We start from the raw sequence: 12,702 nt of genomic DNA on the forward strand, positions 1-12,702 counted from the left end.
GGAGTAGGAAAAGGTGCTCAAAACGGGGTGCTCATCAAGAATGCCCGTGCCCTGGAGCAAATGGATGATATTGATACGCTTATTATTGATAAAACCGGGACAATTACGGAAGGTAAGCCTAAGGTGGAGAAAGTGGTAGTGACTTTAGATTATAAGGAGGAAGAGATCATAAAACTGATTGCCGCAGTTAATTCACAGAGTGAACACCCACTCGCAAAAGCCAACGTAGATTTTGCCCGTGATAAAAATTTGAATTTCGATGAAGCTTCCGATTTTAATGCCTTTACCGGAAAAGGGGTAACAGGAATGGCAGATGGGAAAAAGATAGCTATTGGAAACGAAAAATTAATGCAAGCCGAAAACATTCAAATTTCTGAAGAGGTAAATACCCAGGTGATTTCTGAACAGGAAAAAGGCAAAACGGTGTCTTATATTGGAGTAGATGGCAAGATAGCGGGCTTTGTAACAATAACAGATCCTATTAAGAAGACCAGTAGGGAAGCCTTAAAGGATCTTATGGATGATGGGGTTGAGGTGCTGATGTTCACTGGAGATAATGAGAAAACCGCGAAATCTGTTGCTGAAGAACTTGGGTTAACCGGATTTAAAGCAGGAATGCTTCCGGAGGACAAACAGGATGAAGTGAAGAAGCTTCAGCAGCAGGGTAAAAAAGTTGCTATGGCCGGTGATGGGATAAACGATGCACCCGCTCTTGCCCAAGCCGATATAGGAATTGCTATGGGCACCGGAACCGATGTGGCAATAGAAAGTGCTGAGATCACTCTGGTTAAAGGAGATCTTAAAGCGGTGAAAAAGGCTAAAACCCTTAGTAAAAAAGTAATGCGAAATATCAAGGAAAACCTGTTTTTCGCACTTATTTATAATTCGCTGGGAGTGCCCATTGCAGCAGGGGTTTTATTTCCGGTTTTCGGACTTTTATTATCACCCATGATTGCTGCTTTGGCGATGAGTTTTAGCTCGGTATCTGTAATTGCCAATGCGTTAAGATTGAAGACCGCTAAAATATAAACTGGCGAAAACCAGGTTAAGAATAATTTTAAAAGAAAAGGGAAGCTCTGAATGATCAGACATGCTTCCCTTTTTTATTAAATGAAATTTAGCTATTTGTTATAAAACCTCTACCAGTTCTTCCAGGGCCATAGCCCGTGAACCCTTAATGTAAACATTGCAATTGTTGAAATCCATTTCACTGAAATGCTTTTTCAGGTTTTCAGTATTTTCAAATTTGATGATCATTGGATTGGTGGATTTGGTTTTTTTAAAGTTTTTACCCACGAGATAAACTTCATCAAATTTGCAGGTTTCTACCAGATTTACGATATCCTGATGTTCGCTTTCCGAAATAGCACCTAACTCAAGCATATCGCCCAAAACTGCAATTTTCTGTCCTTTGACTTTCATGTCTCTGAAGTTTTCCAGAGATGCCCGCATACTGGTGGGATTGGCGTTATAGGCATCGAGAAAAATTGTATTATTCTGACTTTTAAGAATTTGCGATCTATTGTTTTCTGGAGTATAATTTTCAATTGCCTCCTTAATATCGGGCACGGGAACTTTAAAATATAAACCAATGCAAAGTGCAGCAGCCATATTATAGGCATTATAAGTTCCGGTAAGTTTACTCTTGAAATCCGTTTGATTAAAATTTAACCTTGCAGTTTGATCTCCGGAAATGTATCGAACCTTTACCTGTGTGGTTCTACCGGTTCCAAAACTGAAATAATGCTTATAGGGAAGCTGTACCAGTTGATTTTCATCATCCAGATTTATAAAGATGAGTTTTTTGTTTTTCTTAAGATGATTGTATAATTCACTTTTGGCCTGTATAACTCCCTCCAGACTACCAAAACCTTCTAAATGAGCCTTTCCGAAGTTGGTTATATAACCATAATCCGGATTTGCTATGTTACAAAGAAATTCTATTTCCCCGGGATGGTTGGCTCCCATTTCCACAATTGCCATTTGGGTGGTTTCGTCCATTTCCAGTAAGGTTAACGGAACCCCAATGTGGTTATTAAGATTTCCCTTTGTGGCTACTATCTTATACTTTTTAGAAAGCACATCATGCACCAGCTCCTTGGTAGTTGTCTTTCCGTTACTCCCCGTAATAGCTATAACTGGTATATTGAGGAATTTTCTATGATAACTGGCCAGGTGCTGTAAAGCCTCTAAGGAATCTTTAACTACCATATACTGCTCTGAATTAACGGCAAATTCTTTCTCGTCTATCACTACACAAGCAGCACCTTTTTCAAGAGCTTCAGCCGCATATTGATTACCGTTGAAATTTTGCCCTTTTAGGGCAAAGAAGATACTTCCGGGCTGGATATTGCGGGTATCGGTGCTAACACCGCGGCAAACCAGAAATCGTTGATGTAGTTTGGCTATGTTCATAAAACTAAAGCTAAAAAAAAGCCCTTAATAAAAAGGGCTTTTTTAGATTATTTTAAAATAATGGTCCTAATTCCGTGCTTTTTTGTTTTTATCCTGAGATTTAGATCCAACTCGAGACATGGCATTTCTAAAACCAATATAGTCGGTTGCCATATCTTGTGGGAAAAATCTGCGTTGTGCAGGATCCAGCCAGTAGGCGCGATCTCTCCAGGATCCTCCTTTGTATACTCTTACTTCGTCACTGATTAATGTGGTACGACGAGCTGAATCGTAACCTCTGTTAACTGCACCTGTACTATCATCCACGGTGATGTTGGAATATGTGGGGGAGTTATACATTCTTTTTGATGGATCATCTATTTCCTGGAAAGGTTGGTAATATCTTGAAGAACTCTTATCTCCATCGCGGAAACTTCTCTGATCACTGTCAGTATAATTTGTACGCATATAAGTATCTTCTTCGGTAACCGGTGTCTGAACGATCTCTCCCGGAAGGTTTCTGGCCACGATCTGCCCGTTACTTAGGGTGTCAAAACGTACATCCTCTGGAGTTACAATCTTAACGCTTCCATCTTCATTGATCTCGTTTTTGGTATAAACATTACCTCTATAGTAATTGAAATCGTTGAATTCATCATCTACAATTGGTCGGTATACATCAGCAACCCATTCGGCTACGTTTCCGGCCATATCATAAAGTCCAAAATCATTTGGTTCGTATGATTTCACTTCAGCAGTAATATCGGCACCGTCATCACTCCATCCGGCAATTCCTCCGTAATCTCCATCACCTTGTTTGAAGTTTGCTAACTGGTCTCCTTGTCTTTTTATATCTCCTGAACGGGTGTATTGTCCGTCCCATGGATATTTTTTTCTTCCGCGGTAAACATTATAATCTCTGATTCCAACCAAACCTAGGGCAGCATACTCCCATTCGGCTTCAGTGGGTAGGCGGTATTCCGGAAGGATTACTCCATCTTTTCTTTGAACAAAAGTTTGTCCGCCAACGGCATTTCCTTCAGCATCGGTATTGTCAGCGTTTCGATCTATCATTCTTTCTGATTCCCGACCACCCTGGCTAATTTCGGTATTTCCGCCGTAAACCTGGCTGGGAGCATTTAAGTAGGTTTCAGTATTAAAGGTGGATCCGGCATTCACATCGGTATACCTCGCGTCCTCTTTAATATAACCATCCTCTTCCAGCATTAGCTCGTTAACCCTGTCGGTTCTCCATTTACTGAATTCAACTGCCTGGATCCAACTAACACCAACTACCGGGTAATTGGCATAGGCGGGGTGCCGCAGGTAGTTGTTTACCATGGTTTCGTTAAAACCGAGACGGTTTCTCCAAACCAATGTATCTGGTAAAGCTCCTGAATATATATTTCTGTAGTTTTCTTCACTTGGAGGGAATACATTCTTTAACCAATCAAGGTATTCCATGTACATGACATTGGTCACTTCAGTCTCATCCATATAAAATGACTGAACATGTTGTTGGGTAGGCGTGTTGTTCCAGTCGTGCATTACATCATCCTGTACCCGGCCCATAGTATATGTTCCACCCTCAACAAAAACGAGGCCTGGCCCTGTTTCCTGCTCCTTGTAGTCGGTTTTGTATTGGAAACCACCTTCTTTAGAGTTGATATCCCAACCGGTAGCTCGCGAATTATTCTTATAGTCCCGCGAATTGTTACAGCCTACAAAACTACCCGCTAAAGCGACAGCTATTAAGGCCTTGAAAGCAACATTGATTCTCATATTAGTCATCTCTTTTTGGTAGAAATTTAGGCTTTGCAATATAGTAATTAACGATAAAAGTACAAGATTATTTTATTTTATTCAGATTACCTTAAATTCCTATAAGTCCCTGATGTTGTTGAGCCTTTGCTATAATTTTTGAATGCTCCCGTCAAGGTCTAGTTCAGGCGGTTTCACATCAAAGTTTGGGCAAAATTAATGGTTTTTTGCTGATGGTTTCTAAAAACAGGAAAAATATCTGACTTATCCTTCGGTTTAATACAATAATAATCTGTAATTTAAGTTATTATTATTTAACCGGTGCCGAATGATTCTCCCCAAGGCTATTTAAGATTGATATAACCTTCTGATGTATATTTTAGTGGTAAGGCACTTTCTTAACGAGATTATTAATATATATTTGTTAATCATTAATTAATGTGATGAGAAAAATTACAATCTTACTGCTTGGGGTCTTTCTTGGAGTTAACTTTTCTGCTTCTGCACAGGATGAAGAAAGAGACAGGGTGATAACCACTGCAGTTCCGTTTCTAATGGTAGCTGCCGATGCCCGTGCTGCAGGAATGGGAGACCAGGGAGTTGCAACTTCTCCCGATGTATTTTCCCAGCAATGGAATCCGGCAAAGTATGCCTTTGCTTCTTCTGAACATGGAGTTGGAGTTTCCTATACTCCATATTTAAGCGATATTGTGAATGATATCTTCCTGGGTAATATTAATTATTTCAACCGAATAAACGACAGAAGTGCCTTTGGCGCAAGTTTGCGTTACTTTAGTCTTGGCGCTATAGAAACGCGTCCCACCAGGGAACAAGAACCTATTTTGGTTAATCCCAATGAACTTACTGTAGACCTTTCTTATGCACTTAGGTTAAGTGATCATTTTGCGATGGCAGTAGCCGGGCGTTACCTGCATTCAGATCTTGGATTGCAGGATGAGGCCGACCTTGGAGCAGCAAATAGTTTTGGAGTTGATGTCGCAGCATACTTCAGAAGTAATCAGGTTACCTACCAGGCTTTTGACGGGCAATGGAAAGCAGGTGCCAATATTTCAAATATAGGACCTAAGATGAAATATGACGATGCAGGCCAGGAAAACTTTATTCCCACCAATTTTAAAGTAGGTGGAGGTTTCGATTTTATTTTCGATATAGAAAACAAGTTAGGAACTTACGTCGAATTCAATAAATTACTGGTTCCCACACCCCAGGATTTCAATAATGACGGAACAATAGATGCTGAAGATGATGCTGAATATAATGATATAGGTGCCATTGAAGGAATTTTTAAATCTTTTGGAGATGCTCCCGGAGGTTTTGGAGAAGAAATGAGGGAAGTTACATGGGCCGTTGGTGCAGAATATCTTTTCCGCGATGCCTTTGCATTTCGAGCGGGATATTTTAATGAAAGTGAAACAAAAGGTTCCAGAAGATTTCTTTCCTTCGGTGCCGGTTTTGCCTATGAAATGATGAATGTAGATGTTTCTTATCTTTTTTCCACTTCAAGTGTACAGAGTCCTCTGGAAGGAACCTTAAGGTTTGGTCTTACTTTTAATTTTGGAGAAGAATACTCTTATTAATGTGGTCCCAATCGAATAATTTCTAAAAAGTATCATCTTTGTATTGATACTTTTTTAGATTTATACCCTTTTCTAAAGAAAGTTTAAGGGGATTGTTATTTATTTAAAGTTCAAATTGAATTAAATGAAATCATTCAATATATCTGCTGAATTTCAGACTTTTGAATCACTTGAAGAATTGCCTGGGCATATTATCGAGTTAATGAAAAAAACCTTTGAAGCCAGGGATAAAGCTTATGCGCCTTACTCGAAATTTCATGTTGGTGCAGCTCTTCTGCTTGATAATGGCGAAATTATTACCGGGAGTAACCAGGAAAACGCTTCATATCCTTCGGGCCTATGTGCCGAACGCACCGCAGTTTATTATGCAGGTGCGAAATTCCCCGAGGCTAAAATAAAATGTATTGCCATTTCGGCTACTTCCTTAAAAAGACCCTTAACCACACCAATACCTCCATGTGGGGCGTGTAGGCAGGCCCTTGTGGAATATGAAGTGAAGCAAAATAGCAACATGGAAGTTTATTTTATGGGCGAATCCGGAGCAATAGTAAGAGCAAAATCTGTAAAAGATTTGCTTCCATTGATTTTTGATAATTCCTACTTATAACGTTTTCGTGATTTTTGGGTTAAAACTGTTTTCCATTCTTGCTGAAAATAGTATTTTTGTTACCCGCTTGACAGACCCTATCTGTCTGGCCTAAAATTAATACAGTTAAATGAAGAAAATAACAAAAGCCACATACTTAAAGTGGTACGAGGATATGCTGTTTTGGCGCAAATTTGAGGACAAACTTGCGCAGGTTTATATTCAGCAGAAAGTGAGAGGTTTTTTACATCTTTATAATGGGCAAGAAGCTATTTTGGCCGGAGCCTTACATGTAATGAACCTGGAGAAGGATAAAATGATCACAGCCTATCGTAACCATGTCCAGCCAATTGGAATGGGGGTTGATCCCAAAAGGGTAATGGCCGAGCTTTATGGTAAAGGAACAGGTACCTCTCAGGGGCTTGGTGGTTCAATGCATATTTTCTCAAAAGAACACCGTTTCTATGGTGGGCATGGTATCGTAGGAGGACAAATCCCTCTTGGGGCCGGGCTGGCTTTTGCCGATAAATATTTTAAGCGGGATGCAGTAACGCTTACTTTTTTAGGAGATGGTGCGGCACGCCAGGGATCACTTCACGAAACCTTAAATATGGCTGTGAAATGGAATCTGCCGGTAGTTTTCTGTGTTGAGAATAACGGATATGCCATGGGTACATCTGTGGCAAGAACCTCTAAAAGTCTTGATATCTGGAAATTAGGTAATGCGTATGAGATGCCATGTGGTCCTGTAGATGCCATGAATCCTATCAAAGTTGCTGAAGCTCTTGATGAAGCGATCAAGAGAGCCAGAAAAGGTGAAGGTCCAACATTCCTTGAATTGAAAACTTACCGCTACCGTGGTCACTCCATGAGTGATGCTCAAAAATATCGTACCAAGGAGGAGGTTGCCGAATATCAAAAGATAGATCCTATCACCCAGGTACTGGATGTGATCAAGGAGAAGAAATATGCTTCAGAAGATGAAATAAAGGCCATTAACAAACGCGTTAAGGACTTGGTTTCAGAATGTGAGAAATTCGCAGAAGATTCTGATTGGCCTGAGAAAAGCGTTATGTATGATGTAGTATACGAGCAGAAAGATTATCCGTTTTTAGCACATAAACCCGAATAAATTATGGCAGAAGTAATTAACATGCCGCGTTTGAGTGATACCATGGAAGAAGGTGTGGTAGCGAAGTGGTTGAAGAAAAAAGGAGATAAAGTAGAAGAGGGGGATATTCTGGCCGAAATTGAAACCGATAAGGCAACGATGGAATTTGAATCCTTTCATGAAGGTACGCTTCTGCATATTGGAATTGAAGAAGGTGAAACTGCCCCTGTAGATACACTTTTAGCGATTATTGGAGAAGAAGGCGAAGATATTTCAGACCTGATTGAAGGTGGAAGCTCAGATGATAAGTCTGATAAAAAAGAAAAAAAATCTTCGGAAGAGAAAGCAGATGATACTTCAGAAGAAAAAGAAGATTCTGCTGAAGAAAAAGAAGAAGGCGATAACGGAAGTGGTGATAATGAAATTCCGGAAGGGGTAGAAGTGATCACTATGCCGCGTCTTAGCGATACAATGGAGGAAGGAACAGTTGCCTCCTGGATCAAGAAAGAAGGAGATAAGGTAGAAGAGGGAGATATCCTTGCCGAAATCGAAACCGATAAGGCAACGATGGAATTTGAATCTTTTTATTCTGGTACTTTGCTGAAAATAGGAATTCAGGAAGGTGAAACTGCTAAGGTAGACAGTCTCTTGGCAATCATAGGGCCTGAAGGAACTGATGTTTCAGGAATTGCGACGGGAGATACTGGAAGTAAGCCTTCTGCTAAGAAAGAAGAAAAATCAGAAGATAAAAAAGAGGAAAAAACCTCAGAAACGTCTTCTGAAAAATCTGAAGATAAAAAGTCTTCAGGAAGAATATTTGTTTCTCCACTTGCCAAAAAAATGGCTGAAGATAAAGGTATAAACCTTTCTGATGTTAAAGGAAGCGGAGAAAACGGGCGTATTGTAAAACGCGATATCGAAAACTTTAAACCTTCTGAAAAACCTGCAAAAGCTGAAGCTCCTGCTGATAAGAAACCGGCAGAAGTACAAGCTTATATGCCTGCAGGGGAAGAAAGTTTTGAGGAGATCAAGAACTCGCAAATGCGCAAGACTATCGCCAAACGTTTGGCTGAGTCCAAATTCAACGCGCCTCATTATTACCTGACTATCGAGGTTGACATGGCTAACGCTATGGCGTCCCGTAAACAAATTAATGATATCCCTGATGTTAAAGTTAGTTTTAACGATATGGTAATTAAGGCCAGTGCAATGGCCTTGCGTAAGCATCCAAGAGTAAACAGCCAGTGGACGGGCGATACGACTAAGATCGCTAAGCACATTCACATGGGTGTAGCCGTGGCAGTAGAAGAAGGTCTTGTGGTTCCAGTTCTTCAGTTTGCCGATCAAATGTCTCTAACTCAAATTGGGGGTAATGTAAAATCACTTGCAGGGAAAGCACGCGATAAAAAACTTCAGCCAAAAGAGATGGAGGGAAGCACTTTTACCGTTTCCAACCTCGGAATGTTTGGGATCGTAGAGTTTACCAGCATTATCAATCAACCTAACTCGGCAATTCTTTCGGTGGGAACCATCGTGGAAAAACCGGTTGTAAGAAATGGACAGATAGTAGTTGGAAATACTATGAAATTGACGCTTGCTTGTGACCACCGCACAGTAGATGGTGCTACCGGAGCTGCATTTTTAGAAACTCTGAAAACTTATTTGGAGAATCCGGTGACTATGCTTGCTTAAAAGTACGTACACTATATTCTATAAACTTAAAATCCCGCTTAATTGCGGGATTTTTTTATCTTTAGCGATATGAGGAATTTTTCATTTTTTACGATTTTATTTTTAAGCTTTTTCATCCTTGGTTGCCAGGGAATATCAAAAACGGCCAGTACTGAACAGCAGCCTGAAACCGAATTAACCGAAGATCCTGTTGAATCTTTATTGAAATATCTGGCATCTGATGAATTGAGGGGCCGGGAAACGGGAACGGAAGGTATCGACCTTGCCGCTAAACGCATTGAGTCTGTTTTCGCTGCCAATGGTGTGCAACCCTATTACGAAACCTATCGTGATTCTTTCAAGGTGGAAGATCGCCATGCTTATAATGTAGTGGGTTTTGTTGAAGGGAAAGATCCTATACTGAAAGATGAAATTATCATTATTGGGGCACATTATGACCATGTTGGTGAAGGGGAAGAAGTAGATGGTGATATAATTGCAAATGGGGCTAATGACAATGCTGCGGGAACTGTGGCAGTTGTAGAACTTGCCAAGCATTTTGCAGAAATAAACAACAACAAAAGAAGTTTGATATTTATGCTTTTTTCTGCTGAAGAAATGGGGCTTCAGGGCTCTAAACATGCTGCTGAAAAAATGAAAGAAGATGCTGCTGATCTTTATGCAGTTCTTAATTTTGAGATGATAGGAGTGCCCATGGAAGATAAGGATTACCTCGCTTATGTTACCGGTTATGAGAATTCAAACCTTGCAGAAAAATTCAATGAGTATTCTTCCGAAGAGATTCTGGGATTTCTTCCGCAGGCAAAGGAATACAATTTATTTCAACGAAGTGATAATTACCCGTTTTACCAGGAATTCAATATCCCGGCTCAGACTATTTGCACCTTTGATTTTACCAATTATGAATATTATCATCACGTTTCAGATGAAGCTCAGGAGCTGGATTTTGAACATATGAAAAATTTGATTGAATCGGTGAAACCGGGAATACGAAAAATGGCAAATACCGAAGAAAAAGAAATAACATTAAATAAGTAATGATGCAGGTTGTAATTACAGGAACGAGCAGGGGAATAGGATTTGAACTGGTAAAGCTTTTTGCTGAAGCGGGGCACCAAGTTTTGGCCTTATCAAGAAACGAAAAGCCTGTACAAAGTCTTGAACTTGAAAATGTTCATACATTTTCCTGCGATATTGCCGATCCTTCCCATTTGGAAAAGGTGGCAGATTATTTAAAGAATAACAAGACTGATAAGGTGGATATTTTGATTAACAATGCGGGAGCATTGATCAATAAGCCTTTTGGTGACATCAACCTGGAGGAATTTGAAAATATTTATAAGACAAATGTAATGGGAGTGGTAGGACTTACCCAAACCCTACTGCCGTTGTTTCACCGTGAATCCCATGTTGTGAATATCAGTACCATGGGAGGCGTTCAGGGGAGCGTGAAATTTCCGGGACTTTCAGCGTATAGCTCCAGCAAGGCTGCGGTTATAACCTTAACCGAACTGCTTGCCGAAGAATTCAAGGAAACCGGTCCCTCTTTTAATGTTCTTGCCCTGGGTGCAGTACAAACCGAAATGCTTGAGGAAGCCTTCCCCGGTTTTAAGGCTCCGCTTTCAGCTAAGGAAATGGCACAGTATATTATGGAGTTCAGTTTAACTGGTAACCGTTATTATAACGGGAAACTATTACAGGTATCTAAAAGTATTCCCTAATATTTAATGAAGCAGATTCTTGAAAAATATTTGCCTGATCATGCTATTCCTGGGGCGTTTAGCCTCATTAGAGAGAATAATGTGCATTTGAAAATAGTAAATGAACGTAAAACCCGTCACGGGGATTACAGGAGATTGCCAAATGGATCTCAGCAAATTACGGTAAATGCTAATTTGAACAGATACCGTTTCCTGATCACGCTAGTACATGAGATCGCCCATTTATTAGCATTTGAGAAGTATGGAAGGAATATTAAACCTCATGGCGTAGAATGGAAATCGACTTTTAGGGAGTTAATGTTGCCATTTATTAGGCCTGAAATATTTCCTCACAGTCTTTTGCCGGTCTTAGCAGGGCATTTCCGAAACCCGCGGGCAAGCAGTGATACCGATGCCAGACTTGCAGTGGCCTTAAAAAGCTTCGACCCGGAGAACGATAAAAATTATATTTTTGAAATTCCAAGCGGAGGGATTTTCAGGATCTATAATGGGAAGACCTTTAAAAAAGGAGCACGGCGCATTAAAAGGTATGAATGTCTGGAAATTAGTACCGGAAAGATCTATCTGTTTCAACCTAACGCTGAAGTTGAATTTTTAAAAGCCTGATGTATGAAGAATAATAATTATTATGCAATCCTAATGGCCGGGGGAATAGGTTCCCGTTTCTGGCCCGCAAGTACTCAGGCAAATCCAAAACAGTTTCAGGACATTCTGGGATCTGGCAAAAGCCTTATTCAGGTCACTTTTGCACGGCTTGCTAAAATTATTCCACCAGAAAATATTTATATCCTTACTCATAAAGATTATACCCAGCTGGTTAAAGAACACTTGCCGGAGGTAAAGGACGAGCAAATTGTACCTGAGCCTGCCATGCGAAATACAGCACCAAGTATTTTACTGGGGGCTCTTAAAATCAGAAAAAAAAATGAAGATGCACTTATCCTTGTGGCCCCAAGCGATCACTGGATTGATGATGATGAGGAGTTTTCTAAAAATGTGCAAACGGGTTTTGATGCTGCTTCGGAAGCTGATAAACTAATTACCCTGGGGATAAATCCCACTTATCCCAATACTGGATATGGTTATATTAGGTATAATCCAAGGGGTTCTTCTAAGCTGTTTGAAGTTGAAAATTTCACCGAAAAACCTAATTTTAAAAAGGCTGAGCAATTTCTAAAGAGTGGAGACTATTTATGGAATGCCGGGATTTTTATATGGAGTGCCGCTTATATAATCAAATCATTTGAAAAATACCTTCCTGAAATGTACCGGCTGTTTCAAAAAGGCAATGATCTATGGAATACTTCAGAAGAAACTGAGTTCCTCGAAAAGAATTATGCTTTAGCCGATAATATCTCGATAGATTACGGGATTCTGGAACGTTCTGATAGTGTGTTCGTAATTCCGGTAGATTTCAAATGGAATGATCTGGGAACCTGGAAAAGCTTAGAGAGAGAATTACCGAAAGACGATTTTCAAAATACCGTAGTTAATTCCCGGCTCCTGCCAATAGATTCTTCTGGAAATATCGTAAGTACCGAAAGCGGAAAAGTTGTGGTCTTAGAAGGGATCACCGATTATATTATAGTGGAAACCGCAGAGGTATTGCTTCTCCTGCCAAAAGATAAAGAACAATCAATTAAAGAACTTCGGGAGAAAGTCCGGGAGCGTTTTGGAAATAATTTAGTCTGATTTTAAATAATTCCTCCCAAAAAGACCCATATCCTGTCATTGCTTTACTAATTTCTATATTTTCATTTTTACTTATCTTCGCCTCGATCTGGAAATTCCCTGTCCGGGGTTTGTATCTATAACTGGGTGCTAAAAAAATTCTTGTAT

At 40.0% G+C, this 12,702-nt stretch carries 11 protein-coding genes; 9 read left to right on the forward strand and 2 right to left on the reverse strand.

The genetic code is table 11. The features are described from left to right. Positions 1-1,029 (forward strand): heavy metal translocating P-type ATPase (locus ACESK1_RS06210; protein WP_372919014.1); only part of this gene is annotated, 1,029 nt, incomplete at its 5' end. A gap of 99 nt (positions 1,030-1,128) precedes the next feature. Here the strand turns inward: ACESK1_RS06210 and murF are convergent. After that, positions 1,129-2,415, reverse strand: a complete 1,287-nt coding sequence (murF, locus tag ACESK1_RS06215) for a UDP-N-acetylmuramoyl-tripeptide--D-alanyl-D-alanine ligase (RefSeq protein ID WP_372919016.1) — start codon at positions 2,413-2,415, stop codon at positions 1,129-1,131. Positions 2,416-2,481: 66 nt separating this feature from the next. Then, on the reverse strand, positions 2,482-4,176 hold the full coding sequence (gldJ, locus tag ACESK1_RS06220; RefSeq protein ID WP_372919018.1) for a gliding motility lipoprotein GldJ: 1,695 nt from the start codon (positions 4,174-4,176) through the stop codon (positions 2,482-2,484). 422 nt (positions 4,177-4,598) lie between these two features. Here gldJ and porV point away from each other — a divergent pair, with 422 nt between their 5' ends. The 8 genes from porV to ACESK1_RS06260 all read left to right on the forward strand — a co-directional run bounded on the left by porV (position 4,599) and on the right by ACESK1_RS06260 (position 12,555). Next, entirely contained in the window at positions 4,599-5,753 is a 1,155-nt protein-coding gene (gene porV, locus ACESK1_RS06225) for a type IX secretion system outer membrane channel protein PorV (protein WP_372919020.1), read from the forward strand. Positions 5,754-5,877: 124 nt separating this feature from the next. After that, entirely contained in the window at positions 5,878-6,360 is a 483-nt protein-coding gene (gene cdd, locus ACESK1_RS06230) for a cytidine deaminase (RefSeq protein ID WP_372919022.1), read from the forward strand. 109 nt (positions 6,361-6,469) lie between these two features. Further along, positions 6,470-7,471 (forward strand): pyruvate dehydrogenase (acetyl-transferring) E1 component subunit alpha, encoded by a 1,002-nt coding sequence (gene pdhA / locus ACESK1_RS06235; RefSeq protein ID WP_372919024.1) that lies wholly within the window; start codon positions 6,470-6,472, stop codon positions 7,469-7,471. Between the two features lie 3 nt (positions 7,472-7,474). Then, positions 7,475-9,142 carry a pyruvate dehydrogenase complex dihydrolipoamide acetyltransferase gene (locus ACESK1_RS06240; RefSeq protein ID WP_372919026.1) on the forward strand — a complete coding sequence of 556 codons (1,668 nt, stop codon included), beginning with the start codon at positions 7,475-7,477 and terminating at the stop codon, positions 9,140-9,142. Between the two features lie 69 nt (positions 9,143-9,211). After that, positions 9,212-10,180: a M20/M25/M40 family metallo-hydrolase gene (locus ACESK1_RS06245; protein ID WP_372919028.1), complete on the forward strand. Its 969-nt coding sequence runs from the start codon at positions 9,212-9,214 to the stop codon at positions 10,178-10,180. Beyond that, entirely contained in the window at positions 10,180-10,863 is a 684-nt protein-coding gene (locus ACESK1_RS06250; protein ID WP_372919030.1) for an SDR family NAD(P)-dependent oxidoreductase, read from the forward strand. Before ACESK1_RS06245 ends, ACESK1_RS06250 begins: the two co-directional genes overlap by 1 nt. 6 nt (positions 10,864-10,869) lie before the next feature. Then, positions 10,870-11,469: a SprT-like domain-containing protein gene (locus ACESK1_RS06255; RefSeq protein ID WP_372919032.1), complete on the forward strand. Its 600-nt coding sequence runs from the start codon at positions 10,870-10,872 to the stop codon at positions 11,467-11,469. A 3-nt stretch (positions 11,470-11,472) separates the two neighbouring features. After that, on the forward strand, positions 11,473-12,555 hold the full coding sequence (locus tag ACESK1_RS06260; protein WP_372919034.1) for a mannose-1-phosphate guanylyltransferase: 1,083 nt from the start codon (positions 11,473-11,475) through the stop codon (positions 12,553-12,555). Positions 12,556-12,702 lie beyond the last annotated feature (147 nt).

This window comes from Salegentibacter sp. (assembly GCF_041642575.1).
GTDB lineage: Bacteria > Bacteroidota > Bacteroidia > Flavobacteriales > Flavobacteriaceae > Salegentibacter.

Excerpts from the sequence above, each read along its gene's own strand:
- murF (WP_372919016.1), bottom strand. The coding sequence starts at position 2,415 with ATGAACATAGCCAAACTACATCAACGATTTCTGGTTTGCCGCGGTGTT.
- gldJ (WP_372919018.1), bottom strand. The coding sequence starts at position 4,176 with ATGAGAATCAATGTTGCTTTCAAGGCCTTAATAGCTGTCGCTTTAGCG.
- porV (WP_372919020.1), top strand. The coding sequence starts at position 4,599 with ATGAGAAAAATTACAATCTTACTGCTTGGGGTCTTTCTTGGAGTTAAC.
- cdd (WP_372919022.1), top strand. The coding sequence starts at position 5,878 with ATGAAATCATTCAATATATCTGCTGAATTTCAGACTTTTGAATCACTT.
- pdhA (WP_372919024.1), top strand. The coding sequence starts at position 6,470 with ATGAAGAAAATAACAAAAGCCACATACTTAAAGTGGTACGAGGATATG.
- ACESK1_RS06240 (WP_372919026.1), top strand. The coding sequence starts at position 7,475 with ATGGCAGAAGTAATTAACATGCCGCGTTTGAGTGATACCATGGAAGAA.
- ACESK1_RS06245 (WP_372919028.1), top strand. The coding sequence starts at position 9,212 with ATGAGGAATTTTTCATTTTTTACGATTTTATTTTTAAGCTTTTTCATC.
- ACESK1_RS06250 (WP_372919030.1), top strand. The coding sequence starts at position 10,180 with ATGATGCAGGTTGTAATTACAGGAACGAGCAGGGGAATAGGATTTGAA.
- ACESK1_RS06255 (WP_372919032.1), top strand. The coding sequence starts at position 10,870 with ATGAAGCAGATTCTTGAAAAATATTTGCCTGATCATGCTATTCCTGGG.
- ACESK1_RS06260 (WP_372919034.1), top strand. The coding sequence starts at position 11,473 with ATGAAGAATAATAATTATTATGCAATCCTAATGGCCGGGGGAATAGGT.